The organism is Streptomyces sp. NPDC060000, assembly GCF_042737375.1.
Classification (GTDB): domain Bacteria; phylum Actinomycetota; class Actinomycetes; order Streptomycetales; family Streptomycetaceae; genus Streptomyces.
This window is the reverse complement of record NZ_JBHWUU010000051.1, coordinates 46,472-70,842: the sequence shown is the minus strand read 5'-3', so window position 1 is coordinate 70,842 and position 24,371 is coordinate 46,472. Positions and strand designations below refer to the sequence as shown.

At 68.9% G+C, this 24,371-nt stretch carries 31 protein-coding genes; 22 read left to right on the top strand and 9 right to left on the bottom strand.

Features of this window, described 5'->3' with window-relative positions; all coding sequences use genetic code 11:
- Window positions 1-224 precede the first annotated feature (224 nt).
- Both ACFWBB_RS25620 and ACFWBB_RS25615 read right to left on the bottom strand, forming a co-directional pair.
- Entirely contained in the window at window positions 225-905 is a 681-nt protein-coding gene (locus tag ACFWBB_RS25620; protein WP_127179272.1) for a response regulator transcription factor, read from the bottom strand.
- Entirely contained in the window at window positions 902-2,248 is a 1,347-nt protein-coding gene (locus ACFWBB_RS25615; protein ID WP_385276929.1) for a sensor histidine kinase, read from the bottom strand. Before ACFWBB_RS25615 ends, ACFWBB_RS25620 begins: the two co-directional genes overlap by 4 nt.
- A 277-nt stretch (window positions 2,249-2,525) precedes the next feature.
- On the opposite strand from ACFWBB_RS25615, the gene phoU reads away from it, so the two are divergent.
- The 3 genes from phoU to ACFWBB_RS25600 all read left to right on the top strand — a co-directional run bounded on the left by phoU (window position 2,526) and on the right by ACFWBB_RS25600 (window position 4,204).
- On the top strand, window positions 2,526-3,239 hold the full coding sequence (gene phoU, locus ACFWBB_RS25610) for a phosphate signaling complex protein PhoU (protein ID WP_385276926.1): 714 nt from the start codon (window positions 2,526-2,528) through the stop codon (window positions 3,237-3,239).
- A 374-nt stretch (window positions 3,240-3,613) separates the two neighbouring features.
- On the top strand, window positions 3,614-3,772 hold the full coding sequence (locus tag ACFWBB_RS25605; RefSeq protein WP_385276923.1) for a hypothetical protein: 159 nt from the start codon (window positions 3,614-3,616) through the stop codon (window positions 3,770-3,772).
- A 183-nt stretch (window positions 3,773-3,955) separates the two neighbouring features.
- On the top strand, window positions 3,956-4,204 hold the full coding sequence (locus ACFWBB_RS25600) for an SCO4226 family nickel-binding protein (RefSeq protein ID WP_385276920.1): 249 nt from the start codon (window positions 3,956-3,958) through the stop codon (window positions 4,202-4,204).
- Window positions 4,205-4,244: 40 nt separating this feature from the next.
- Here the strand turns inward: ACFWBB_RS25600 and ACFWBB_RS25595 are convergent, their stop codons facing one another.
- Entirely contained in the window at window positions 4,245-4,739 is a 495-nt protein-coding gene (locus ACFWBB_RS25595; protein WP_385276917.1) for a DUF4232 domain-containing protein, read from the bottom strand.
- Between ACFWBB_RS25595 and ACFWBB_RS25590 the strand changes: the two genes are divergently transcribed.
- The 7 genes from ACFWBB_RS25590 (at window position 4,720) to ACFWBB_RS25560 (ending at window position 11,769) form a co-directional block, all read left to right on the top strand.
- The gene (locus ACFWBB_RS25590; RefSeq protein ID WP_385276914.1) at window positions 4,720-5,196 is read left to right on the top strand and encodes a hypothetical protein; all 477 of its coding nucleotides are present in this window, start codon (window positions 4,720-4,722) and stop codon (window positions 5,194-5,196) included. The two genes, ACFWBB_RS25595 and ACFWBB_RS25590, sit on opposite strands and share 20 nt — an antisense overlap.
- Window positions 5,197-5,332: 136 nt before the next feature.
- Entirely contained in the window at window positions 5,333-7,084 is a 1,752-nt protein-coding gene (locus tag ACFWBB_RS25585) for an FAD-dependent monooxygenase (RefSeq protein WP_385276911.1), read from the top strand.
- A 120-nt stretch (window positions 7,085-7,204) separates the two neighbouring features.
- Entirely contained in the window at window positions 7,205-7,855 is a 651-nt protein-coding gene (locus tag ACFWBB_RS25580; RefSeq protein ID WP_385276908.1) for a hypothetical protein, read from the top strand.
- A 3-nt stretch (window positions 7,856-7,858) separates the two neighbouring features.
- Window positions 7,859-8,275: a phage holin family protein gene (locus ACFWBB_RS25575; protein ID WP_385276905.1), complete on the top strand. Its 417-nt coding sequence runs from the start codon at window positions 7,859-7,861 to the stop codon at window positions 8,273-8,275.
- Window positions 8,251-8,928 carry a DUF3618 domain-containing protein gene (locus ACFWBB_RS25570; protein ID WP_385276902.1) on the top strand — a complete coding sequence of 226 codons (678 nt, stop codon included), beginning with the start codon at window positions 8,251-8,253 and terminating at the stop codon, window positions 8,926-8,928. Before ACFWBB_RS25575 ends, ACFWBB_RS25570 begins: the two co-directional genes overlap by 25 nt.
- A gap of 1,205 nt (window positions 8,929-10,133) precedes the next feature.
- The gene (locus ACFWBB_RS25565; RefSeq protein WP_385276899.1) at window positions 10,134-10,850 is read left to right on the top strand and encodes an endonuclease domain-containing protein; all 717 of its coding nucleotides are present in this window, start codon (window positions 10,134-10,136) and stop codon (window positions 10,848-10,850) included.
- A gap of 1 nt (window position 10,851) precedes the next feature.
- Window positions 10,852-11,769, top strand: a complete 918-nt coding sequence (locus ACFWBB_RS25560; RefSeq protein ID WP_385276896.1) for an endonuclease domain-containing protein — start codon at window positions 10,852-10,854, stop codon at window positions 11,767-11,769.
- Window positions 11,770-12,107: 338 nt separating this feature from the next.
- Here the strand turns inward: ACFWBB_RS25560 and ACFWBB_RS25555 are convergent, their stop codons facing one another.
- From ACFWBB_RS25555 to ACFWBB_RS25545, 3 genes are read right to left on the bottom strand one after another with little or no spacing between them, the layout of a single operon-like run.
- Window positions 12,108-12,488, bottom strand: a complete 381-nt coding sequence (locus tag ACFWBB_RS25555) for a hypothetical protein (protein ID WP_385276893.1) — start codon at window positions 12,486-12,488, stop codon at window positions 12,108-12,110.
- Window positions 12,482-12,910 (bottom strand): ATP-binding protein, encoded by a 429-nt coding sequence (locus tag ACFWBB_RS25550; RefSeq protein WP_385276890.1) that lies wholly within the window; start codon window positions 12,908-12,910, stop codon window positions 12,482-12,484. The genes ACFWBB_RS25555 and ACFWBB_RS25550 overlap by 7 nt, the downstream gene beginning before the upstream one ends.
- Window positions 12,911-12,956: 46 nt before the next feature.
- Window positions 12,957-13,364: an NUDIX hydrolase gene (locus ACFWBB_RS25545; protein WP_385276944.1), complete on the bottom strand. Its 408-nt coding sequence runs from the start codon at window positions 13,362-13,364 to the stop codon at window positions 12,957-12,959.
- Window positions 13,365-13,474: 110 nt separating this feature from the next.
- Between ACFWBB_RS25545 and ACFWBB_RS25540 the strand changes: the two genes are divergently transcribed.
- Entirely contained in the window at window positions 13,475-14,263 is a 789-nt protein-coding gene (locus tag ACFWBB_RS25540) for a GntR family transcriptional regulator (protein WP_057600682.1), read from the top strand.
- Window positions 14,264-14,288: 25 nt separating this feature from the next.
- Here the strand turns inward: ACFWBB_RS25540 and ACFWBB_RS25535 are convergent, their stop codons facing one another.
- Window positions 14,289-14,630, bottom strand: a complete 342-nt coding sequence (locus ACFWBB_RS25535; protein WP_385276886.1) for a hypothetical protein — start codon at window positions 14,628-14,630, stop codon at window positions 14,289-14,291.
- A 178-nt stretch (window positions 14,631-14,808) separates the two neighbouring features.
- On the opposite strand from ACFWBB_RS25535, the gene ACFWBB_RS25530 reads away from it, so the two are divergent.
- From ACFWBB_RS25530 to ACFWBB_RS25485, 10 genes are all read left to right on the top strand, one after another.
- Window positions 14,809-15,165 carry a hypothetical protein gene (locus ACFWBB_RS25530; protein WP_385276883.1) on the top strand — a complete coding sequence of 119 codons (357 nt, stop codon included), beginning with the start codon at window positions 14,809-14,811 and terminating at the stop codon, window positions 15,163-15,165.
- Window positions 15,165-16,547, top strand: a complete 1,383-nt coding sequence (locus ACFWBB_RS25525) for an FtsK/SpoIIIE domain-containing protein (protein ID WP_385276880.1) — start codon at window positions 15,165-15,167, stop codon at window positions 16,545-16,547. Before ACFWBB_RS25530 ends, ACFWBB_RS25525 begins: the two co-directional genes overlap by 1 nt.
- Before the next feature lie 83 nt (window positions 16,548-16,630).
- Window positions 16,631-17,257, top strand: a complete 627-nt coding sequence (locus ACFWBB_RS25520; protein WP_385276877.1) for a DUF2637 domain-containing protein — start codon at window positions 16,631-16,633, stop codon at window positions 17,255-17,257.
- An 11-nt stretch (window positions 17,258-17,268) separates the two neighbouring features.
- On the top strand, window positions 17,269-17,460 hold the full coding sequence (locus ACFWBB_RS25515) for a mobile element transfer protein (protein ID WP_010985414.1): 192 nt from the start codon (window positions 17,269-17,271) through the stop codon (window positions 17,458-17,460).
- A gap of 16 nt (window positions 17,461-17,476) precedes the next feature.
- Window positions 17,477-17,671: a hypothetical protein gene (locus tag ACFWBB_RS25510; protein WP_385276872.1), complete on the top strand. Its 195-nt coding sequence runs from the start codon at window positions 17,477-17,479 to the stop codon at window positions 17,669-17,671.
- 22 nt (window positions 17,672-17,693) lie between these two features.
- The gene (locus ACFWBB_RS25505; protein ID WP_385276941.1) at window positions 17,694-17,945 is read left to right on the top strand and encodes a SpdD protein; all 252 of its coding nucleotides are present in this window, start codon (window positions 17,694-17,696) and stop codon (window positions 17,943-17,945) included.
- A gap of 159 nt (window positions 17,946-18,104) precedes the next feature.
- Entirely contained in the window at window positions 18,105-19,385 is a 1,281-nt protein-coding gene (locus tag ACFWBB_RS25500) for a replication initiator (RefSeq protein ID WP_385276938.1), read from the top strand.
- On the top strand, window positions 19,378-19,617 hold the full coding sequence (locus ACFWBB_RS25495; protein ID WP_385276869.1) for a helix-turn-helix transcriptional regulator: 240 nt from the start codon (window positions 19,378-19,380) through the stop codon (window positions 19,615-19,617). Before ACFWBB_RS25500 ends, ACFWBB_RS25495 begins: the two co-directional genes overlap by 8 nt.
- A complete protein-coding gene (locus ACFWBB_RS25490) occupies window positions 19,617-20,882 on the top strand; it encodes a tyrosine-type recombinase/integrase (protein ID WP_385276866.1) in 1,266 nt (421 codons plus the stop codon). Before ACFWBB_RS25495 ends, ACFWBB_RS25490 begins: the two co-directional genes overlap by 1 nt.
- Window positions 20,883-21,284: 402 nt before the next feature.
- Complete coding sequence (locus tag ACFWBB_RS25485; protein WP_200744950.1) at window positions 21,285-21,464, top strand: hypothetical protein; 180 nt, start codon at window positions 21,285-21,287, stop codon at window positions 21,462-21,464.
- An 80-nt stretch (window positions 21,465-21,544) separates the two neighbouring features.
- Here ACFWBB_RS25485 and ACFWBB_RS25480 read toward each other — a convergent pair whose 3' ends face one another.
- Window positions 21,545-22,306: a phosphoglyceromutase gene (locus ACFWBB_RS25480; protein ID WP_385276862.1), complete on the bottom strand. Its 762-nt coding sequence runs from the start codon at window positions 22,304-22,306 to the stop codon at window positions 21,545-21,547.
- Window positions 22,307-22,495: 189 nt separating this feature from the next.
- On the opposite strand from ACFWBB_RS25480, the gene ACFWBB_RS25475 reads away from it, so the two are divergent.
- Window positions 22,496-23,800, top strand: coding sequence for an MDR family MFS transporter (locus tag ACFWBB_RS25475; protein WP_385276859.1), 1,305 nt, complete (start codon window positions 22,496-22,498; stop codon window positions 23,798-23,800).
- 16 nt (window positions 23,801-23,816) lie between these two features.
- On the opposite strand, the gene ACFWBB_RS25470 is transcribed toward ACFWBB_RS25475, so the two are convergent.
- On the bottom strand, window positions 23,817-24,344 hold the full coding sequence (locus tag ACFWBB_RS25470) for a DUF2000 family protein (protein WP_385276856.1): 528 nt from the start codon (window positions 24,342-24,344) through the stop codon (window positions 23,817-23,819).
- Window positions 24,345-24,371: the final 27 nt, after the last annotated feature.

Genomic DNA, 24,371 nt, shown 5'->3' with positions numbered 1-24,371 from the left:
GCGGCACCCCGCGTGGGGTGCCGCCCTTCCCGTGTCTACCGCTGTTGCCTGGCTGCTGTACGGCCTACGGCTCGAACTTGTAGCCCAGGCCGCGGACCGTCACCAGGTACCTGGGGCCCCCGGGTCAGGTTCGAGCACCATCCTCGACGCACCCCTCACACCGCTACGCGGGCATCGGAGTGCTGCGCCGGACTCCGTCCGTCGGCCACAGCGAACCCCTCGGCCTACGGCTCGAACTTGTAGCCCAGGCCGCGGACCGTCACCAGGTACCTGGGGGCCCCCGGGTCAGGTTCGATCTTGGCGCGGAGGCGCTTGACGTGGACGTCGAGGGTCTTGGTGTCGCCCACGTAGTCGGCGCCCCAGACCCGGTCGATGAGCTGCATGCGGGTCAGGACCCGCCCGGCGTTGCGGAGCAGCATCTCCAGGAGGTCGAACTCCTTGAGGGGGAGATCGACCTTGGAGCCCGAGACCGTCACGACGTGGCGGTCGACGTCCATGCGGACCGGGCCGGCCTCCAGGGCCGCCGGGGTCACCTCCTCCGGCTCGCCACGGCGGCGCAGCACGGCCCGGATACGGGCGACCAGCTCGCGCGAGGAGAAGGGCTTGGTGACATAGTCGTCGGCTCCTATCTCCAGGCCGACGACCTTGTCGATCTCGCTGTCCTTCGCGGTCACCATGATCACGGGGACGTTGGAGCGGCCGCGCAGCTGACGGCACACCTCCGTACCGGGCAGGCCCGGCAGCATCAGGTCGAGAAGCACGAGGTCGGCGCCGTTGCGCTCGAACTCGTCGAGTCCGTCGGGCCCGGTGGACGCGACGGCGACCTCGAAGCCCTCCTTGCGGAGCATGTACGACAGGGCGTCGGAAAAGGACTCCTCGTCCTCGACGACGAGCACTCGGGTCACGGAAGGACCTCCGGGGCGGAAAGCGTCCGGTACGCGGACGAATCGGGGGATGAGGCGCGGGGTGGTGTCTGGGTGGAGCGGTGAGGGGAGGAATGGTCGGCCTCGCCGCCGTCGGCGAGGTCGTCAAGGCCGTCGACGTCGTCGACGTCGTCGGCCTCGTCCGGATCGGGGTGCTGATGCGCGCGGTCACGGGCCACGCCCGCCTCCGGCAGCCGCAGGGTGAAGGTGGAGCCCTGGTTCTCGGCGCTCCACACCGTGACCTCCCCGCCGTGCGAGGCGGCCACGTGCTTGACGATCGCCAGCCCGAGACCCGTTCCGCCCGTCTGACGGGATCGAGCCGGGTCGACGCGGTAGAAGCGCTCGAAGATGCGCTCCTTGTCCTTGTCGGAGATGCCGATGCCCTGGTCGGTCACGGCGATCTCGATCAGTTCCCCGCCCGGCGCGTTCACCCGGCGGGCGGCTATGCCGACGCGGGTGCGGGCGGGTGAGTAGTTGACGGCGTTCTCGACCAGGTTGCCGAGGGCGGCGGCCAGCTGGCCCCGGTTGCCCCAGACACGCAGGTCTGCGGTGCCTCCGGCGGCCATGGTGATCTGCTTGGTCCCGGCCTGGTGACGGCAGCGGTCGACGGCCTCGGCGACCAGTTCGTCGATGCCGACCGGCTCGGCGTCCTCGAGGGGATCGTCGTTCTGGACCCTCGACAAGTCGATGAGCTCCTGGACCAGGCTGGTGAGCCGGGTGGCCTCGATCTGCATACGGCCGGCGAACCGCTCCACCGCCTCCGGATCCTCCGAGGCGTCCATGACCGCCTCGGAAAGAAGGGAGAGCGCGCCGACCGGTGTCTTCAGCTCATGGCTGACGTTCGCCACGAAGTCCCGCCGGACCGCCTCGATCCGACGGGCCTCGGTGAGGTCCTCGACGAGCAGGAGGACCAGCCGGGAGCCCAGCGGAGCCACTCTGGCGGACACGGCGAGGGCCTCGCCGCGCCCGGTCCCGCGCCGGGGAAGGTCCAGCTCGGCCTGGCGTATCTCTCCGTCACGTCTGGTGTCCCGCGCCATCTTGAGCATGGGCTCGACGCTGAGCCGGCCGCCGCGTACCAACCCGAGGGCGTAGGCGGCGGAGCTGGCCTTGACGACGGCGTCGGCCTCGTCGAGCACGACGGCGGAGGAGCGGAGCACGGAGAGGACGGTGTCCACACCCGGCGGAAGCACCGGGTCCGTGTGCAGCGAGGTGCGCGTGGGGCGCTTCTGCTCCCGCTCGCTCCAGCGGAACGCCAGCACGGCGATCACACCGGTGAGGACCCCGGCGATCGCTGCTGCTGCGGCGACCGCCGCGTTCACGTCCATGCCACCAGGTTAGGCACGCGATCGGTCCTGGCCACAGCTGTCGAGGTGCGACCTCGAACACTCGTCGCCCAGAGTTCACCTTGGAGCCAGTGGTGGTTCATTTGGGGTGACGGAAATCGACGCGTACGGGGCGGACCGTGGCACCGTGGGGTTCGCAGCACCGGTTCCACGGCCGGTCGGCGCCGGTGCGACAGCCGGCCCCGGCCCGGTTCGCGGCCGGTTCTGGCCCCCGGAACCGAACCCGAACCCCAAGCACGACGTACGAGAGGGAACCCTGATGCGGGACGCGTACCACGAGGAACTGGACTCGATCGGCGACAGCCTGGTGGAGATGGCCCGGCTGGTCGGGTCGGCGATCGGACGCGCCACGACCGCCATTCTCGACGCCGACCTGAAGCTCGCCGAGAGCGTCATCGAGGCCGACAAGAGGGTCGACGAGCTCCAGCACGACCTGGAGGCACGGGCGATAGCGCTGCTGGCGCGGCAGCAGCCGGTGGCGACGGACCTGCGGATCGTGGTCACGTCCCTGCGGATGTCCGCCGACCTGGAGCGCTCCGGCGACCTCGCGCAGCACGTGGCGAAGCTGGCGCGGCTGCGCTTCCCGAACCGCGCGGTGCCGCAGGACCTGCACGCCACGATCCTGGAGATGGGTCAGCTCGCGCAGCGCCTGATGGCGAAGGCGGCGGAGGTCGTCGTCACCAAGGACGTCGACCTCGCCCTCCAGCTGGAGTCGGACGACGACGCGATGGACCTCCTCCACCGCACCCTCTTCCAGCACCTGCTGGACGACCGCTGGAAGCACGGCATCGAGACGGCCGTCGACGTCACGCTGCTGGGCCGCTACTACGAGCGGTTCGCCGACCACGCGGTGGCCGTCGCCAAGCGCGTGGTGTTCCTGGTGACGGGCGAGCACGCGGACGAGCTCCAGCCGGACATCCAGCCGGAGATCCAGCCGACACCGGCAACGGGATCGGGATCGGACGGGGCCTGAGCCGGACGGGGCCTGAGCCGACGGGGCCCGGGCAGACGGGTCTGAGCCGTCGGGCCTGAGCCGTCAGGTCTGAGCCCGGCCGTGAGGGTTGCCGTAGGGGTGACGGGAAGCTGCTGCGGGTGACCGTGACGGATGGCACGGCCGTGGCGTGTGGCATGGCCGTGGCGTGTGGCATGGCCGTGACGGATGGCACGGCCGTGACGGATGGCACGGCCGTGACGGGTGACTGCTGCGGATGACCGTGGGGTCGTCCGCCGGTGGCGTGCCGGATCCGTCCGCGGCGTGCGCAAGCCGCTGTGCGCCGTTGAGCCGTTGATGCGCCCAGCGGAACGGGCGTGCAATGGGCACAGGTCCTACGTCTCCGGGAGGAACCCATGGCCGAGTCCCCCATCACTCCCACGCCCGACCCCGCCCAGGAACGCCCGACCGAGCAGCCCGCCGAGATCAGGAACCTGATGCTCATCGGCGCGTGCGGCTGCGGTTCCGGGTGCGGCTGCGGGTGCCAGTCGGGCAGCCCCTGCCAGTGCGGCTGAAGACGCGCGACGAACGTACGTGAACGAGGGGCTCCGGTGCCGATGTCGGCACCGGAGCCCCTCGTCACGTCCCGTCCGGTTGCTCCTCGTCCTCCGGTCGCTCCGGTCGCCGCGGAGGGAGCGCGAGCGCAGCATGGAGACGAAGGGGCAGCACGGCACGAGACCGGAAGGGGGCGGGCAGCCATGACCCGCTTCATGGACGTCCACCACAACATGCAGGGCATCACCGCCGACCAACTCCTCGAGGCCCACCAGGCGGACCTCTCCGCGGAGGGCGAGGAGGGCGTGCACTTCGAACGGGCGTGGGCGGACCCGGAGTCCGGAACCGTCTACTGCCTCTCCGAGGGGCCATCGGCGGATGCAGTCCTGCGCGTCCACGAGCGCACCGGCCACATGGCGGACGAGATCCACCCGGTGCCGTTGACGGCGTGACGTGCGGTTGACGCCGTTGACGCCGTGACGAGGGCCCGCATCAGGAAGGCTTGACCGCCGATACGGCGGTGACGGTCACCTTGTTGTCACACTCCGCGAACTGGCCGTCGTCCAGGGCGACCTGGTGACGCCCCGATCCCGGCAGGCCGACCACCAGCGTCGGATACACCACGGGCTGCGCACCCGATGCGCAGTACCCGTCGGCTTCCCCCTGCACCTGCACGAAGGTCAGCTTCACCCAGGCCCTGCCCTTCGGGGCCAGCGTCACGGGCGAGGCGGAGCCCTTGGGCGTGACGGAGAGCGGGGAGTTGTGCTCGGGCGAACCGTTGCCGGCTCCCGCGACGGACGGATGACCCTGGAGACGGCAGGCCTTGGCCGAGCTGTTGGTGAACTCGACGACAGCCGCCCCGGTGCCGGTACCGCTCGGCCGATCGGCGGCCTGGTGGGCGGTGACCTTCAGGCTGCCCGCGGGACAGGTCTGCGCGGCACCGGCCGCGGAGACGTCGGCGGCGGGCGTGGAGGCAGCGGAACTCACGGAGGGAGAGGTCGTCAGGGAGTTCGCGGAGGGAGAGCCGGGAGAGCTCGCGGAGGGGGAGCTCACGTGGGTGGGGCTCGCGGAACCGGGACTCACGGATGCGGGACTCGCGGATGCGGGACTCACGGATGCGCTGGAGGAGTCCCCCGACTGGCATCCCGTCACCACCAGAGCGGCGGAGGCGACGACGACCGCCGTCACAGAACCCCGGACCCCGAACCTGTTCCTGTTCGTGTTCGTGTTCGTGTTCTTGTCCCTGCTCATGTTCCCGTTCCCGTTCCCGTGCTCGTTCCCCATCGCATCCGCGTGCTTGTTCTCGTTCTCGTTCTCGTTCTCGTACCGCATGCTGCCCCCGAATCCGAACCGAACCGCCGGGGGCATGGCCCCTCGGCACCGACCTTCGTCGAGCCAGACAGAACGGGCAGGCAATCAGGTTCTCCTGAGTACCGACCTGTGACTCAGCGGTGACGATAACCGGCCATACCGCCCCGACCTGCCCGGCTCGCCGTCCGGCCGCCGCGTGGTGACCACGGGTCACGGGGCGGTCCAGGGCCATGAGGCGCACCGCGCCACACCGCGCCGGGAGGCAACCCGTGGCACACACCGGAACGACCGACGTACTGATCGTGGGCGCAGGCCCGGTCGGGTTGAGCGCCGCCGCCGAGTTGCGCCGGCACGGGGTGCGCTGCCGGCTCGTCGACCGTCTGCCTGCCCGTCTCCCGTACGCGAAGGCGGTCGGCATCCAGCCGCGCACCCTGGAGATCTGGGACCGGATGGGCCTGTCCCGCACGGTCCTGGAGGCCGCCGCCGTGCTGCGCGGTCAGCTGATCTACGTCAACGGCCGGGAGCGAGCCCGCCTCGACCTCACGCTGCCGCCCGAGGTGCCCTACGGATTCGCCGCGCTGCCGCAGTACGAGACCGAGCGCCTCCTCGAGGAGTACGTCGCCGGCCTCGGTACGTGCGTCGAACGCGGCACCGAGCTGCTGTCGTTCACCCAGGACAAGGACGGGGTCACCGCCCGCCTGCGCACCACGTCCGGTACCGACGAGGAAGTACGGACCGGTTACCTGATCGGCTGCGACGGAGCCCACAGCACCGTGCGCAAGGGGCTGGGTCTCGGCTACGAGGGGGCCGCCTTCGACGAGGAGTACATGCTGGGGGATGTAGAGACCGACTGGGACCTGCCGCACGGGTACGGCGTCCGCTCCGTCCACCACGCCGCCGACGGCTCCACCGACGACGTGCTGGTCTGCGTCCCGCTGCCCGGCAAGGGCCGCTACCGCATGTCGATGCTCGTCCCGCCGGAGCTGTCCACGCGGACGGGCGAGGGACTGTCGTCGGCACCGGACGCAGACGGTGTGGCGCACGGTCTGGAGGTGTCGAGCGGCACTCGTGCCCCGGAGCTGCATCACCTCCAGGCCGTGGTCGACCGCCTGGCGCCGAGGGCCGCGGTTCTCTCCCGGCTTCGCTGGTCCTCCGTCTTCCGCATCAGCCACCGCATCGTCGACCGCTACGCCGACGGACGCGTCTTCGTCGCGGGCGACGCCGCCCACATCCACCCGCCCACCGGCGCCCAGGGCATGAACACCGGCATCCAGGACGCCTGCAACCAGGCCTGGAAGCTCGCCCTCGTCAGCCGGGGAGAGGCCGGGGCCGCCCTCCTCACCACGTACGACGCCGAGCGCCGCCCGATCGGCGAGGAGGTGGTCGGCCGAACCGTCCGCCACGCCACCCAGGGCATCGAAGCCGACCCCGACGACCCGCGCACCGTGTTGCTCCGCGAGGCCCAGCTCCTCGTCGGCTACCGGAACGGCCCACTCGCCCCCCGCCCGAGCGACCCGCCCGAAACGCCCCGGCCCGGCGACCGCGCCCCGGACTGCACCGGCCTGACCGCCCCCGCGTCCACCTACCCCTGGCGCCTGCTCGACGTCCTGCGCGGGCGCGCGGGCCACGTGGCGCTCCTCTACGCGACGGACCCCACCGGCCCGGCAGCAGCAGCAGAGGCCGTGCGCACGACCCTGAAAGCGACCGGGGCCGCCGGACCCGCCCTCGAGGTCATCGCCGTACTGGCCCGCGAGACCTCACCCGGGCTGTCCGCCCCCGACGCTCTGCCGCTCCCCGCCTATCGCGACGCCGGCGGCGAGTTCGCCCGCCTCTACCACCCCGACGGCCCCACCGGCTTCGTCATCCGCCCGGACGGCCACCTCGCCACCCGCTTCCCCCTCAGCGAAGCCGGCACGGCCGTCCCCGCCTACCTGAGGACACTGTCCACGCCCCCGTCGACGCCGGGGAGGACCCAACACCAGTCGCAACACCAGCCGACGCGGCGGACCTTGACCGACTGACCGACTGGCCTCACAAGCCCATCGATAAATCACCCACTGATGGGTGTGAACAGGACCAAAACAGTCACTCGCCTACATAACGGACTAAAAGTTACGTGGTCGCGTGAGGAGGAGTGGCTGATGAGCGAGGCAACGCAGAGCAGCACGACGGGGTTGCGGCAGACCGGTGAGACGGCCAAGGCGGAGGCGTCCGCCACCGCCGATCAGGCCAGGCAGGCCGCAGGACAGGTCACGGATACCGCGGTGGACCAGGCCAAGGCCGTGGCGGGTGAGGCCCGACAGCAGGTCGGTGCGGTCGCCCACGACCTGCGGAGCCGTGCGATGAACGAAGCCGACGAACAGGCCAAAAAGGCTGCAGGTTCGCTGCGCCAGTGGGCGGACGACCTGGCCGGGCTGGCGGAGCACGCCCAGAGCGACTCGCCTGCCCGTGGCCTCGCGACACAGGCGGCCGACAGCGGGCACCGGGCGGCCGACTATCTGGACGAACAAGGCGTCGACGGCGTCCTCACCGATGTGCAGGACTTCGCCCGCCGACGCCCCGGCATGTTCCTGGGCGGCGCCCTGCTGGCAGGGCTGGCGGTCGGGCGGCTGGTGAAGGCGGCGTCGAAGTCCGACGGGTCCGCCGAGCGGAACCAGCGGCCTGCGGCGCGCCCTGAGGGGCCACCCACGGGGCTCCCCACGGCGCTCCCCTCCGGTCCTGCGCCCGAGCTGCAGCCGTCCGTCGGCATGCCCACGGGCAGCACGTCGGCCCGTCCGTATCCGGAGGTGTGAGAGATGTCCTCGATCCAGGCCCGCCAGTTGGAGGCGCGTGATGGGGACAGCTCGGTGGGCGAGCTGCTGGCCGCCGTGACCTCCGACGTCCAGACCCTCTTCCGGCAGGAGGTCGAACTGGCCAAGACCGAGGTCAAGCACGAGGCGACCAAGGCGGGCAAGGCGGCCGGCCTGTACGGCGGCGCGGGGTTCGCCGGCTACATGGTCCTGCTGTTCCTGTCACTGGCCGCGGTGCTGGGCCTGGCCAACGTGATGGACGGCGGCTGGGCCGCCCTGATCGTCACCGCCGTCTGGGCCGTGGTGGGGGCGGTGCTGTACCAACGGGGCCGCACCCAGATGCGCACCGTGGAACCGAAGCCCGAGCAGACAGTCGAGACGCTTAAGGAGAATGCGCAATGGGCACGTCACCCGACCAGATGAGGGCCGAGATCACCGCTACCCGGGGGCGGCTGTCCGCCGACGTGGACCGGCTCGCGGACCGTGCCAGCCCCCGGCGTATGGCCCAGCGCCGCACCCGCCGGATGCACGGCGCCGTCTCGGGCATGCGGGACCGGGTCATGGGGACCGCCTCCCAGACCGCCCACGGCGTCAGCGACAGCGCACAGTCGATGGCCGGATCGCTGCAGGAGGGCACCCAGCAGGCGGCCGGCGCCGCGCGTGGAGCGGCCGACCAGGCCACTGAAGCCGTACGGCAGGCTCCGGACCAGGCGATGCGCCAGACCCAGGGCAACCCGCTGGCCGCCGGTCTCATCGCCTTCGGCGCCGGACTGCTGGCAGCCTCGATGCTGCCCACGTCCCAACTGGAACAGGAGAAGGCCGGAGACCTGATGGAGCACGGCGGTGAGGCGCTGGAACCGGTGAAGCAGGCCGCCCTCGACTCCGCCCAGCACCTGAAGGAGGGCGCCAAGGAGGCCGCCCAGAGCGCGGCGCAGGAAGTCAAGGACACCGCCGCGGAGGCCGCCCGGACCACCCAGGACAAGGCCCGCGACCAGGCCACCCAGGTCGCCGACCAGGCCCGCGACTCCGGGAGCCAGGTAGCCGACGAGGCCCGCCAGCAGTCCAACCGCGGCTGATCCGCACCCGGGCCCGCCGCCACCCCGCAGGCACGGTTGCGCCTCACCGGCGGGCCTGGAGCCCCTGCCCGAGCCCAGCCCCCTCGGGGGACCCGCCCACAAACGCCCACAAACGCCCCCGATCCGCGCATCCGCGCAGGCCGGGGGCATCACCACAAGGGCTACTCCCCGCCGACGGGCAGGCCCCGCGCTACGAGTGGCGGCGGGCAACGCCTGACGGCCCGGCCAGGCAACCGACGGCCAGCAACCCAAAAAGCCCCCGCCCCGCGAAGAACTCGCAGGTTGGGGGCTTAGCGGCGTTCGCTTACTTCTTCTTGCCCTGGGTCTTGCCGGGGATCTTGGCGACCTGCGTTTTCGCTGCTCAGGGACGGTGGGATCGTGCGCCTGGTGGTGGTCGTTGGTCGTTGTTGGCCACCGTTGAGCGTCCTCGGACGGCCCAGGGACGGCCCAGCTTCGGCGCGCTCGGCTGACGGCCAGCGCCCTCGATGCGCCCCGTCTGAACCTCAGCCGGCGACAGTCAGCCACGATGGCGGGTGCGCCGATCGACCACGCACGCGTATGCCTCGCTGCACCCTCACCGGCCTCAGCCACGCTGCCGACGCGTCGACCGCAGCAAGCCGCGGCGGCCGAGCCGTGGCGACGATGCCGGAGCCCTCAGCTTGGGAAGCCGAGGTGGTCTAGGGCTCACTATCGGCCTGAACTCGCGTGAGAGGTGCGGGCGCCTGGTAGGCGGGTTCGTTCGTTTCCCGGTGTTCCCCAGTGCCCTGCACGATCTGGCACGCGTCTGGCACGACCTCCTCAGCCGGATGGCTGAGCTCTGTGGTGGTCACCGGCAGATGCACACGAGCCTCTTCAACGGCGCCAGTTTGGCCCGGCCGTGTATTGAGCCGTGAAGCCCCGTTGTCAGTGCGAGTGGCTAGGGTGCGACCACCGACAAGGGTGGCGCTCTGGGGAGGGGCCTTGGGAGCCAAGACGGAACTGCGACTGTCCACCGGCGGGCACATGTCGGCACAGCTGCGACGAGCAGGACGGCGGGTGTTAACCGGATGGCCGCGATGATGCGGCAGCTCTACCGGGAAATCACATGGCCTGCAAATCGGTTTCCACGCCGTTCTTGAATGGGAGTTGCTGCGAGACGTATCGAGCGGTTCCGCCGGACCCATGGAAGGAAATGTGGCAGTCACCACTGAAAGGATTACCTCAACATGGACGAGGTAACGCGCTGCAACGCAAAGGGAAACGATTGGAGCTGCACGAGAGACGAAACCTCAGGGAAACTAGTGAAGGGCTTGTGCAACACCCACTATCAACAGCAACGGAAGGCCGGCTCACTTAAACCTATTCATGTGCCACGAACGACTTGCGCCCTAGACTTCTGCACCTACCCGCATTTTGCGCGAGGATACTGTAAAAGTCATTACGCTCACAGCCTTCAGGGGAAGGAACTACTGCCATTGCAGAAGCGCAAGGCCGTCCGTAGGACCCTGATCCAGGAAGGCCTATCCTTCTGCACCTCCTGCAATACGAAGAAGCCGCTGGAGCATTTTCCCATCACCTCATACGGACTTCCTTCATCATGGTGCAAGGGATGCCAGACGCTACGTCGACGGCTGAACAAGTTCCACATAACGGTCACCTTTTACAAATCCCTTGAAGAGCTCCAAGAGGGGCGGTGTGCAATTTGTCGGTCACCATCTGCGGAAGATCAAGGTTGGAACATTGACCATGACCATGAATGTTGCCCAGGTATTGGATCCTGCGGGAAGTGCATCCGTGGCCTCTTGTGCAGTATGTGCAACTCGCGAGGAATCGCTTGGTACGAAAGACTCCCTAAGGAACTTCAGAAGTTCCATCGAATAAATATCTACCTTGCGGATCCTCCAGCTAATCGGATATACGGGCAGAATCTGAAAGAGGCATGACATGGGCTGTATCAACGGTGATGGTCGGCCCGTCTCAAGTAGGGGAATGTGCAAAACGTGCTACGAAAAGGAACGGACGAGCCAAATCTATCGCCCCTGCATTGAGCAGGGCTGCTCCGGTAACCAGGTCTCACGAGGCCTATGTGGAAAGCACTATCAAAGAACTCTGTCCCATGAACGTAGCTGCCGCGTTTCGGGGTGTTCAGGTAAAATGCGCACGCGAGATCTGTGCCATCGTCACTACCGCGAATTGAAGAAGGGCGTGGAATTCACCCAGCCTCCCACGAAGTACACAGAATGCTCGTATGAAGATTGCAGCAAACCCCACGAGGCGAAGGGGTATTGCAGTAAGCACTATAAGTGGCACAGGTCCGGAGTCAATATCCCCTCAAGGGAACTACTCGATCAAGAAAGGAATGAACTCAAGATTAATGGGCGACGGCGCTGCAAGGGATGTCAAAAAGAAAAGCCGCTCGCGGAGTTTACCCACTATCCTGACGGTTATCCGTTTGCGCATTGTCGGCCGTGCGCAAGCTTGAATCAGCGCCTCCGCAATTATGGGATATCTAGCGAATTCTATCGACGGATCCTATTGTTCCAGGGGAACCGTTGCGGGATCTGCGGAACTGAGACTCCAGGGCGGGGAAGAACCTGGGACATCGACCACGACCACTTCTGCTGTTCGGGAAACTCCAAGGCGTGTGGAAAGTGTACGCGGGGCCTCCTGTGCGGGAGATGTAATTCCTTCGGGCTCGCCTGGTATGAACAATTGCCAGAATCGATGCGAGATTTTGACCTCCTGAACGAATATCTCGCTAATCCTCCTGCGCAGCGTATGAGAGCAGAGTCCACGCAACGCACAACATCGCGCGTCACAGGAACCTGCGCAGAGGAGGCGGAGGACCGACCAGCGAACTGACCCAATTGCATTGGGCCGGACCAACCAAGCGTGGAGCGAGTGATCATGGCCCCGTAAGCTTCCGGCGCGTCGGGCAGTCTGTGGGCCTGCCTGGTGAAGCACGACGTTGGGGCCATGATCTTCGAGGCTCGCGCCAAAGTGGCTCCGTAAAGCCGCGGAGCTGACCGCCCCAGCCACGACGTACCCCTTCTCTGGCGTCAGGCGGCTGATTGCTGTGCGCGGTTCGGGCGCCGGCCGGGCTGGAGCGGGGCGGAGACAGGAGCGCAGGCCCGGCCGGGGGCCGGGCCGCGCGCGGGGAGCGGAGCGAGCCGCCTTGAACCAGTAGAGAAAGTTGTAACTCAGTCGGCTCTGCGGGGCTTGAAGTCGTTCGTGCAGGCCGGTAGTTCGACGCCTTGACGGTGTGCCAGGGGTAGGAAGAGCGCTGGTCGGACCGTCCATGTGATGCGCGTGCTGATGTGCGTGATGGACACCGTCCACGGCTCCCGGCGCAACAAGGCTCGCCTCGTGTCGATGCGGTCGTCGTGGAGTCGTGTCCACGCCTCCTGGGAAGCGGCCGTGTCGAGGGCTGGTGAGATGGTGCGCAGGATCGTCGCCACCCAGTTGTTCGCCTCGATCGCCGAGTACGCGTCGAAGGAGCCGAAGAGCGCCGGCGGGCGTCGTCCGTCCAGTCGTTGCGTCCAGCATTCGCACCAGAAGCCGGGCCTGGTCGTCGTCAGCACGGGTGCCCTCCTCGGCGTGGTTCGGTGAAGAGCTCCGCGGTGATGGTGTGGCCGGCCTCGCTGGCGTGGACGACGATCCGGTGGGCGATCGCGCTGACCATGCCGAGTCCACGGCCGTGTTCGGCGTCCTGGTCCTGGTGCTCGATCTTCGGGGCCGTGCCCGTGCCTCCGGCGTCCGTCACGGATACCGCGACCACCTGCGCCGAGACAGCGACGGCCGGGTGGAAGCTGCCGTACTCGTGTCCGCTCGCCGTGTGAAGGATCGCGTTCGCGCTGAGCTCGCTCACGATCAGCTCGGCGTCCTCGGCAAGAGGGGAGCCACGCAGGACGTCGCGCGTCCATCGGCGGGCCCGGCTGACCTCTTCCGGGAAACCTGGGCAAGACAGTCCCCACACCCGGGCAGTACTCGTATACTCGTGCATACAAGTTCCTTCATGCTGGTAGGCCGCCATGTGCAGCGGGTTCGGACTAGACGAGTTTCACGCCGTCGTGGGCGCGGATGGCCGGCGGGGACGCCGCGTCGAGTGCGTCTATGACGCGGATCGCGAATGCCTCGTCGGCGAGTTCGGAGACTTCTTCACGGGTCACCCAGCGCAGTGCGCGGGTCTCGTCGCCGGTGGTCGGCGTGCCGTCGGCCGCCTCGCAGCGGAAGACCAGCGAGACGATCAGGCCCGTCATGTTCTTGTAAACGCCGGTGAGGGTCGCGGGGAGTGCGATCTTGATGCCGGTCTCTTCGAGGACTTCGCGCTGAAGGGCTTCGGGAATGGTCTCCTCGCGTTCGAGGATGCCGCCCGGCGGTTCCCAGTGACCGTTGTCGCGGCGCTGGATCAGGAGGGCCCGGCCCTGGGCGTCGACGACGACCCCGGCCACGCTCACGGAGTGCGGGCGTTCTGTGCTCACGTTCCTCGGCCCTCTCGGATGGCTAGGCTCTCCACCGTAGCAACAAGCACTCACCCACTCGTCTAGATACCTAAAGGAGTACACACGTGAGCCCTCTTTCTTCGGGCCTGCTCGGTGATCTCGACCCCACGAGTGATCGTGCGGTCTTCCGGCAGATCGCCGACCAGCTGCGTGAGGCCATCGACCGTGGGCGATTCAGGGAGGGCGAGAAGCTGCCCTCGGAAGCTGAGCTCGTCGACCACTACGGGGTCTCCCGGATGACGGTCCGCAACTCCTTCTCCATCCTCCAGGGGGAAGGCCTCGTCCACGCCGAGCACGGCAAGGGCGTCTTCGTCCGGCCGCGTCCGCCCGTGCGGCGTCTCGCCTCGGACCGCTTCGCCCGTCGTCATCGCGAGCAGGGGAAGTCCGCGTTCATCGTCGAAGCCGACGCGGCGGGCAGCCACCCGCAGGTCGATAGCCTTGAAGTGAAGGAAGAGAAGGCCAGCCAGGACATCTCCACGCGGCTCGGGTCCGTGCGGCGGGTCCTCGCGCGTCGGCGCCGCTATCTCCTCGACGGGCGACCGGTCGAGTTCGCCACCTCCTACCTGCCGCTCGACATCGCCCGCGGCACGCAGATCGCCGAACCCAACCCCGGCCCCGGCGGCATCTACGCCCGACTCGAAGAGCTGGGCCACCGCCTCGACCACTTCGAGGAAGAGATCCGCGCCCGGATGCCCTCGCCGGACGAGGTGCGCACGCTACGACTGGCGGCCGGCGTGCCCGTGATCCACCTGATCCGGACCGCCTTCGACACCGAAAAGCGACCCGTCGAGGTCTGCGACACGGTCATGGCGGCGGATGCTTACGTCCTGGCGTACCAGCTCCCGGCGACGTGATCGCATGACCGGTGTCGGTGGGGTGCTAGGCCTCCGGTGTGAACATGTCGCCGATGTTGTTCCACATGAAGCCTTCGCGCCAGTCCGGCTTGCCGGTCGCCCAGCCGATGAGCGCCTCCCGCACCTTCTCCTGCGAGACGGTCTGCGTCTGGTAGTGCTCGGCAGGGACGCCGTCCCGGTACTCCAGCTGGTAGGTGTTGTTGGCCCGGAACAGGACCTGGATGTACCAGTCCCCTTCGAGGTCCTCCTCTTGCCGCTCAAGCACCATGTGCTCGATACCGCGTTGCAAGTTGGCGAGCATCGTCCCGATGGCCGGCTTCGAGGGGCGCTTGACCACGAGGCCGTTGGCGTTTGTCGCTATCAGCATGGCCGGATTCTGACGGATGGGTCTGACAGTGGCCGGCACGCTTCTCGAACTCGTACACCCCAACACGCTTACTCGTATAGACGAGTGGGCAAGTTGTGTGGCAAGGTGATCGTCGCGAGCCCGAGCAATCGGGTTCGCAGATCGCTCCTTGTATAGACGAGTAGATAGGAACGTGCCTGTGCGCACCATCCGTGTTGAGACCTCCGCCGCGACGATCCTCCTCACCGAGGCTCCCGAGCCGAAGGTCCGTGACCGGCAGACCGGCGAGATCGCCAAGGACGCCGTCAGCGGCGAGGCGCTGATGACCATCGGCGTCGTCTACATCGAGGACGGCGAGTCCTCGCTCATCAAGGTCACCGTCCCGGAAGGCGGCGTCTCCGAGGGGCTGAACCTCGGCGCGCCGGTCTCGCTGCCGGGGCTGATCGCCCGGCCGTGGGAGTCCGTGTTCAACGGCCAGCAGCGTCACGGAATCGCCTTCCGGGCCGCTGCCGTCACCCCGGCCGTCTTCCCGGCCGCAATGGGGGCCTCGGCCTGATGTCCGAACTCGCGACGCTTCTGGAGGTAGGTGGTCCCGTCGCCGCGCTCGGCGGTGGGGCCGCCTACACCCGGGCCCACCACCCCGGCCTCTACTGGTCTGCCGTCGGCGGTCCGATATCCACCGTCCGGCTGCTCAGCTCGTACGCCTCGGTCATGGAAGCCTGCGGCCTGACCGTCGCCCCGTCCCGGCTGCGCATCCTCGCCGTCAAGGCCACCACCCGACGGGAAGTGCGCCCCGTCCCGCCCCGCCGGGGCATCATCCGGCCCACCTCGACCGGCTTACGGCTTCGGCTCCGCCTCGCTCCTGGGCAGGAACCCGCCGACGTCGCCGCCTCGGCCGAACGGCTGCGGCATGCCTGGGGCGTCCACGCCGTGTACGTCTCCACCGTCAAGCCCGGTGTCGTCGAATTGCGGCTGGTCGGCTTCGACGTCCTGTGCAAGGTCCGCATGCCTCGCAAGACCGAGGGTGGATTCCTCAAGGTGCCCGTCGCGTTCCGCGAGGATGCCATGCCCTTCGTCCGCGACTACCGGGCCGTTCCCCACCAACTCACGCTCGGCGCAACGCTGTCGGGCAAGTCCATGTACCTGCGCCATCTCGTCTCGGGCCTTGCGCCGCAGGACGTCGCCCTCGTCGGCGTCGACTGCAAGCGCGGGGTCGAGCTGGCCCCATTCGCCGCACGCCTCTCGGCTCTGGCCACCGATCCGGACGAAGCCGCAGAGCTCCTGCCCGTCCTGGTCAAGGAAATGGAGGACCGGTACGACCTGATCAAAGCCCGCCAGGGCATCGCCCCCAGCACTCCGGACGAGGAGATCACCTCCGACATCTGGGGCCTGCCCGACAGCGAACGGCCCGTGCCCGTCGTGCTGTTCGTCGACGAGGTGGCCGAACTGTTCCTGACCGCCACCCGCAAGGACGAGGAACGCCGGGATGAGATGGTCACCCAGCTCATCCGCCTCGCCCAGCTCGGCCGCGCGGCCGGCATCTACCTGGAAGTCTGCGGACAGCGCTTCGGTGCCGAACTCGGCAAGGGCGCGACCATGCTCCGGGCCCAGCTCACCGGCCGGGTCTGCCACCGCGTGAACGATGAGGCCTCCGCGAAGATGGCCCTGGGTGACATCGCGCCGGAAGCGGTCCTCGCCGCATGCGCCATCCCCGCCGAACGTCCCGGTCTCGCCGTCGCGGGTGACACGTCCGGCGGCTGGTCCCGCATCCGCACCCCGTATCTCTCCCTCGGCGACGCCGCTGACGTCTGCCGGGAGACGGCCCATCTGGTGCCGAATCTCCCCGCGCTGAAGCCGTTCCGGCCCTGCGTGCCCGTTCCTCTGTCCTCCGTCGAGCGGCCGGGGCCCGCTGTTCAGCCGAGCCCCCTCACGGACTGAGCCTCACCGCACTCCGGTCGGCGTGACCGTCTCGCGCCACGTCCCTACCCCTCCCATGCCTGAACCAGAAAGGAGGCGTCCTCATGCGCGCTCAACTGGCCCGCATCGACGCGGTACTCGTCCAGGCGCTCATCGCCGCCGCGCTGTCCTTCGCGCACATTCACGACGTCGCGGTGGCGGCCGGACAGGACGGTTGGAAGGCCTGGGCCTATCCCGTCTCCGTCGACCTGTTGCTCGTCGCCGCCTGGCGTCGACTGCGCTCCGGCTCGGCCAAAGGGGCGGCCTGGTGCTGGTTCGTCATCGCGCTCGCCGCCTCGCTCGGTGCGAACGTCGCCACGGCCGGCCTCCTCGACCTCGGCGACGTCCCGGCCTGGCTGCGCATCCTCGTCGCGGGCTGGCCCGCCGTCGCCTTCCTCGGCGGCACCCTCCTCGCCCACACCACACCCAAGACGGCTGACGACGCCGAGGCCATCGAGGACCAGGAGGACGAGCCCGAAACGGCCCCCGAGCCGACCGCCCCGGCTCCACCCGCCATCGAGGCCCCGTCGGACCGCCCGGCCGTCCCGGTCCCGGCCGCCCTCATCGACCACGCCCGCAAGGTCGCCGCCGAGCACCACACCCGAACCGGCACCCCCATGGACGTCACCACCCTGCGCGCCCGCCTCGGCGTCCCGGCGCCCATGGCCGAAGCCATCGCCACCCACCTCTGAAGGGAGCTCTGATGACCGCCAACCGCCGCTTCCGCAACGTCACCCGCATCGGTCCCGTGCAGGTCGGAACCGCCTACGACCACCGCGGCCGCGAGAAGCACACCGCCGCCTGCACCGCCCCGCGCTGCAACTTCTCCGCCGACTACGACAGCCGAGCCGCCGCCGAGCTGGCCGCCCGCACCCACCGCTGCCCCGTCCGTTGAAAGGACCCCCTACCCCGTGACCGTCAGCCTGCCGCTCGTCGTCGTCCTCGGCTTTTTCGCCTGGGCGGCGGTCAAGTTCCTCGGCGTCCGCGTCTGGATCGTCGTCCTGATCACCCTCTTCGGCTTCTGGCTCTCGCGCACCTTCCTCGCCCCCGCCATCGAGTCCGGCACGCGTACCGGTGTCGACGTCGTAAACGACTCACATGACTAGACGAGTAGATAAGGAGTTCGCCGTGTTCCTGCCCAAGTACCCGGACAACCCCACCCCGCCGCCCGCGCACACCCACGCCCCGACCGACTCGGCCCCCCTCCCGGTGCGGCGCCCGCTCCCGTCGGTCTCCGTCGACCAGAAGACCGTCGCAGCCGTGCTCGTCGGCGGAGTCGTCCTCACCGCGCTTCTGGCCGCCGTCGCCGTCACGGCCATCTCGGTCGCCGTCGCCGCCGTGGTCCTCCGCTCGTTGCTCCGCGACCACCACCGCCGCTGACCTGCGGCCTGGCCACCGGGGCGGCGCGACACCGCCACGTACTCGCCGCCCCGGAGGCCCACTCCTCCCGAAGTGCTCGTCAGAAGGAGAACCGTCATCTTCACCCGCGCCACCCCGCCCCCACTCCCGGAACTCAGCAACCTCGCCGCAGGCGGCACCCTGCCCGGTATCCTCCGCCAGCTCTCCGGCCTCGGCGGCTGCACCCACCCGATCCGCCTCGACGGCCACCGCACCGAATACGACGTCGACACCGCAACCGGCGAGATCGGCCGCGTCCTCCACCAGCTCAACTCGGGCGACCTCCCCGCCGGCCAACTCCTCGTCCGCTGCAACAACCGCCGCACGACCCGCTGCGCGGCCTGCTCCGAGGTCTATCGCCGCGACACCTTCCAACTGATCACCGCCGGGCTGCGCGGCGGCAAGGGCACTCCGGAACACGTCGCCACGCACCCCCGCGTCTTCGCCACCTTCACCGCCCCCGGCTTCGGCCCGGTCCACAACCGCCGCACCGACGGACGCCCCTGCCGCTGCGGCACCCACCACGACCAGGAGGACGCAGCCCTCGGCTCCCCGCTCGACCCGGACACCTATGACTACGAAGCCGCCGTCCTCTGGAACGCGCACGCCGGTCCCCTCTGGCGCCGCTTCTCGACCTACCTGCGCCGGGAGGTCGCCAAGCACGCCGGCCTGTCGCAACGGGAACTCCGCGACCACGCCCGCGTCTCCTTCGCCAAGGTCGCCGAATACCAGAAGCGCGGTGCGGTCCACTTTCACGCGGTCATACGCCTCGATGGCCCCGGCGGCGGCGAGACTCCACCCCCGGCCTGGGCCACCGCCGATCTGCTGACCGACGCCATCGGCGCTGCCGCGTCCAAGGTCCAGGTCGACGGCCCGACCATCGACGGTCGAGCCCACACCTTCGCCTTTGGCCGCCAACTCGACGTCCGCACCATCCGATCCGCCGACTTCAACGACGGCCAGGAGCTCACCGAACGCGCCGTCGCCGCCTACATCGCCAAGTACGCCACCAAGGGAGCGGAGACGGCAACGGGAGCTCTCGACCGTCCGCTGAAGTTCGTCGCCGAACTCGCCCAGCTCGACACTAGCGAGCACGCCCGACGCCTGATCCGAACCGCCTGGGCCCTCGGCGCTCGTAAGGATCTCGACCACCTCCGCCTGCGTGCCTGGGCTCACATGCTCGGCTTCCGCGGCCACTTCTCCACCAAGTCCCGCCGCTACTCCACCACCCTCGGCGCACTCCGCGACGCCCGCGCCGAATGGCGACGAACACAGGCAGCGGCGAAGGAACCCTCCCCCGAGACGACTTACGTGCTCGCTCACTGGGTCTTCGCCGGAACCGGGCTCTCCGACGCCGAAGCCTGGCTCGCCGCATCCCTCGAACCCGCCCTCGGAACAGAAGGAGAACCCACCCGTGGCTAGCCGACGCCTCGCCCTGGCCGACGTGGCCGCCGAACCGCGCGCCCTGCCCTCGCGGTACCTGACCCCTGAGGACCTGGTGGAAATGTTCGAGCTGCCCAGCGTCGAGACGGTCTACCAGTGGCGTCGGAAGCGGACTGGTCCCCGTGGGTTCCGCGTCGGCCGGCACCTGCGCTTCGACCCGGCCGACGTGCGCGCCTGGGTGGACTCTCAGCGTGAGAGGGCGGCTGCCTAATGGCCGGGCACATCCAAGACCGCTGGTACAAGACCGAGGTCGGTCCGGACGGCACGGCCCGCAGAGTGAAAAGCGAGCGCTATGGCTCGGGCGCGCGCTACCGCGCTCGGTACGTCGGCCCAGACGGTACGGAGAAGTCCAAGAGCTTCCCCGACAGACAGAAGCGACTTGCTGACCAGTGGCTCGCCCACACCGAGGCGGACATGGCCCGCGGGCAGTACATCGACCCGCGTGCCGCCCGGGTCACCTTTCAGCAGTACGCCGAGACATGGGTATCCACGCAGGGGGCCGACCCGAACACTCAGGCTTCGATGGAGTCGCAGCTTCGGCTGCACGCCTTCCCGTACCTGGGATCGCGCCCGCTCGGCTCCTTCCAACCTGCGCACATCCGGGACTGGGTGAGGCAGCTGAGTGAAAACGGCATCCGGGGGTCGTACGCCCGCACCATCTACTCCAACGTCCGTGCCGCCCTCAGCGCGGCCGTGGACGACGGACACCTTCCCCGGAACCCGTGTGCGGCTCGATCGGTCCGGCCGCCCACCGTCGATGACAGGCGCGTCGCCCCCTGGACGCCGGAACGCGTCTTCGCCGTCCGGGCCGGCATGCCCGAGCGGTTCCGGGCCATGGTCGACCTGGGTGGCGGCTGCGGGTTGCGACAGGGCGAGATCCTCGGCGTGGCCGTCGACGCGATCGACTTCGAGTCGGACACCCTCCACGTGGTCCAGCAGCTCAAGCTGAGCCGAAGCAAGGCCGTCTTCGCCCCGCCCAAGGGGGGCAAGCTCCGGGACGTGCCGCTGCCCGGTCCGGTCGCTGATGCCCTGCGGGCCCACATGAAGCGGTTCCCGCCGGTCGGCATCACCTTGCCGTGGAAGGTGGCGGACGGGCCTCCGGTCACCAAGCGGCTGATCTTCACCGGGCCGCGCGGTGGTCACGTCTGGCGGACGTCGCTCAACGAGGAGGCGTGGAAGCGGGCGCTGGCCTCGGCCGGGGTGATCCCCGAGCGGAAGCCCGGCGAGCCGTACGCCGAGTCCCGCGAGAACGGCATGCACGCGCTCCGACACTTCTACGCCTCGGTGCTCCTGGACGCCGGGGAGAACATCAAGGCTCTCGCCGAGTACCTCGGCCACTTGGACCCGGGTCTGACGCTCCGCGTGTACGCGCATCTCATGCCGTCGAGCCAAGAGCGCACACGCAAGGCAATAACAAGCACCTACGGAAAACGTAAAGAGTTCACGGAAGACCTACAAGGAAACGAGAAGGCATAACAGCTAACCCAATATCCCTCCCTAGCAAGGAAGGGATATTGCTCGCCTCGAAGAGACCTAGACGAGAGAGGCCCGCTAGGCCGCAGCCCGGCCGGGGTGAGCACACCAAAGGCACCGCAGTACACCGCAGTACAGCGAGGGCACCGGAACCCACCCGGCGACTTCTGGAAAGGTTGGGAAAAGCCAGCGTTGTCGTAAGCAGCAGCGCGTCTGACTGTCCACGATCGTGGACAGTCCGTCCACGCAAACGAACAAGAGGGCTTTTAGCTGCACGTTTGTCCAGCGCGTGAGGACTATGGGAAAGTTCCAGCAGCATGCGAATGCCGCCCGTACAGGGGCGGCATTCGTTTCCATTTCCGCACCCGGAACCCTTGCCAGGAACCGACCACAGATGGAGGCCACATGGTCCCACGCGCAGGTGTCACCGTCGACATCTGTCCCCGTGACTTGCCGCTCGCACTCATCGGCACGGCCGGCGGTGCACTCGCCCTCTGGGCCGACGCACCCGCCGAGATCGCCGTCCCCGTGGCGCTTCTGATCGTCCTCGACATCCGGGTCCGCCGCTGGCGTCGTCGCACCTGACGGCCCAGAGACGGCCCAGCCCCACCATAAAGCCCCCGACCTGCCAAGAAACCGCAGGTCGGGGGCTTATCGGTGTCGTGTTACTTCTTCTTGCCCTGGTTTTTGACTGCTTCGATCGCTGCTGCGGCCGCTTCCGGGTCGAGGTAGGTTCCGCCCGGGGTCACCGGCTTGAAGTCGGCGTCGAGTTCGTAGGCGAGGGGGATGCCCGTCGGGATGTTCAGGCCCGCGATGTCGGCGTCGGAGACGCCGTCGAGGTGCTTGACGAGGGCTCGGAGCGAGTTTCCGTGGGCGGCGACCAGGACCGTGCGGCCGGACAGGAGGTCCGGGACGATGGCGTCGTACCAGTACGGGAGCATGCGGACGACGACGTCCTTGAGGCACTCCGTGCGGGGGCGCAGCTCCGGGGGGATGGAGGCGTACCGGGGGTCGGAGGCCTGGGAGAACTCGGAGTCGTCCGACAGCGGCGGGGGCGGGGTGTCGTAGGAGCGGCGCCAGAGCATGAACTGCTCCTCGCCGAACTCCGCGAGGGTCTGCGCCTTGTCCTTGCCCTGGAGGGCGCCGTAGTGGCGCTCGTTCAGGCGCCAGGAGCGGTGCACCGGGATCCAGTGGCGGTCGGCGGATTCGAGGGCCAGCTGGGCCGTGCGGATCGCGCGCTTCTGGAGGGACGTGTGGACCACGTCGGGGAGGAGGTCGGCATCCTTCAGGAGTTCGCCACCGCGGACCGCCTCCTTCTCGCCCTTCTCGTTGAGGTTGACGTCCACCCAGCCGGTGAACAGGTTCTTCGCGTTCCACTCGCTCTCGCCGTGACGGAGGAGGATCAGCTTGTACGGTGCGTCGGCCATGCGTATGAGCGTAATCCACCGCTCCGATCCGTTGTGCGCCCGCTCGTACAGCGGACAGGCCCCCTGACGGTTGACGGGATCTGTTAATTGAGTGGCCTCCCGCGCTTCTCCTCTCGTAAGTTCTGAGCGCCGCCTGAGCCACTTACATCAGCCGTTCGCACCGACCGCTTTCTTTCCGGGGGATCCGCCATGTCCGTCGCCGTCCTGAGACGTGCCGCCCGCGAGACCCTCTCCGGGCTGCCCCGCGAGTTCTGGTGGCTGTGGACCAGCACCCTCGTCAACCGGCTCGGCGGCTTCGTCGCCACCTTCATGGCGCTGTACCTGACACTCGACCGAGGGTACTCCGCCTCCTACGCCGGACTCGTCGCCTCCCTGCTCGGGCTCGGCGGGGTCGTCTCGTCGCTCGGCGGCGGGGTCATGGCGGACCGGCTGGGGCGGCGGCCCACCCTGCTCGTGGCACAGACCTCGACCGCCGCCGCGGTGGCGCTGCTCGGGTTCGTGGAGCACCCCGTCGCCATCGCCGGCGTCGCCTTCCTCGTCGGGATGGCCTCCAACGCCTCCCGGCCGGCCGTGCAGGCGATGATGGCCGACATCGTGCGGCCCGAGGACCGGGTCCGCGCCTTCTCGCTCAACTACTGGGCCATCAACCTCGGGTTCGCCGTCTCCTCCATGGCCGCTGGGTTCATCGCCGAGGTCAGCTACCGCGCCGGGTTCCTCATCGAGTCGGGGATGACCCTCGTCTGCGCGGTCGTCGTCTTCCTCAAGCTGCCCGAGTCCCGGCCGGAACGGGATGAGAAGGCCGTACGGGAGGACACCGTCGGGATGGGGACCGTGCTGCGCGACGGGCGGTTCATGGGCGTCGTGGGGCTGTCCTTCCTCGTCGCGCTCGTCTTCCAGCAGGGATCCGTGGGGCTGCCAGTGGCGATGGGCGCGGCCGGGTTCACACCTGCCGACTACGGCATGGCGATCGCCGTCAACGGTGTGCTCATCGTCGCGTTGCAGATCCCCGTCACCCGGTTCATCGAGCACCGGGACCCGCGACGGCTGCTGGTCGTCTCCTCGGTGCTCGCCGGGTACGGGTTCGGACTCACCGCCTTCGCCGGGTCGGTCGGCGTCTTCGCGCTGACCGTCTGCGTGTGGACCCTGGCGGAGATCGTCAACGCGCCGACCCAGACCGGGCTCGTCGTCCGCCTCTCCCCCACCCACGGGCGCGGGCGCTACCAGGGCATGTACACGCTTTCCTGGGCCCTGGCCTCCCTGGTCGCCCCGGTGATGTCCGGCTTCGTCATCGACCGGTTCGGGGCGGCGTGGCTGTGGGGCATGTGCGCGGTGGTCGGCACGACGGCGGGGGTCGGCTACGCCGTGCTGATGCGGCAACCGCCGGCGACCGAGGAATCGTCCGCCCGGAAGGCCGCCTCCTCCCCTTCCTCCGGCGAGCTCTCCTCCCGCGACCGTGCGGCCGCCGCCCCGGAGCCGGAGACCAGCGCCGCCTGACCTCTGCCGACGTCCGCTACGGGTGCATCCGTGCGCCCTTCAGCGCCTTGTCCACCGCGTTCCTCGGTCCGTACAGCGCCAGGCCCACGAGGTCCAGGTCGGCCGTCGGTACGGCGCGTACCGCCGCGCGGTTGTCGCGGTCGTTGCCGGTGGCGAAGAGGTCGCTGGTGAACACCGCGCGCGGCAGGGACCGGGAGAGCACGCGCGCGTGGGCGGCCGTGAGCGTCTCCTTCGTGCCTTCGAAGACCAGCACCGGCTGACGGAACATCGAGAGGCAGCGCACGCCGTCCGCGTCCTCGTACGGCTCCCCGATCACCTCGGGGAGCGCCGTCCCGAGGCCGCTGACCAGGAACGCGGTGACGTTCAGGCGCTGCCAGGTCGCCAGGTCCTCGCGCAGCAGGACGGCGATCTTCGTATCGAAGCGGACGGGTTCGGTGCTCGGGCTCGGGCTCGGGCTCGTGCTCGTGCTCGGGCTCGTGCTCGGGCTCGTGCTCGCGGTGGCCCCGGCGGCTGTGCTCATGGTGATGCTCGTGCTCGTGGTCATGCGGTGAGACTGCCGGTTGCCGTACGA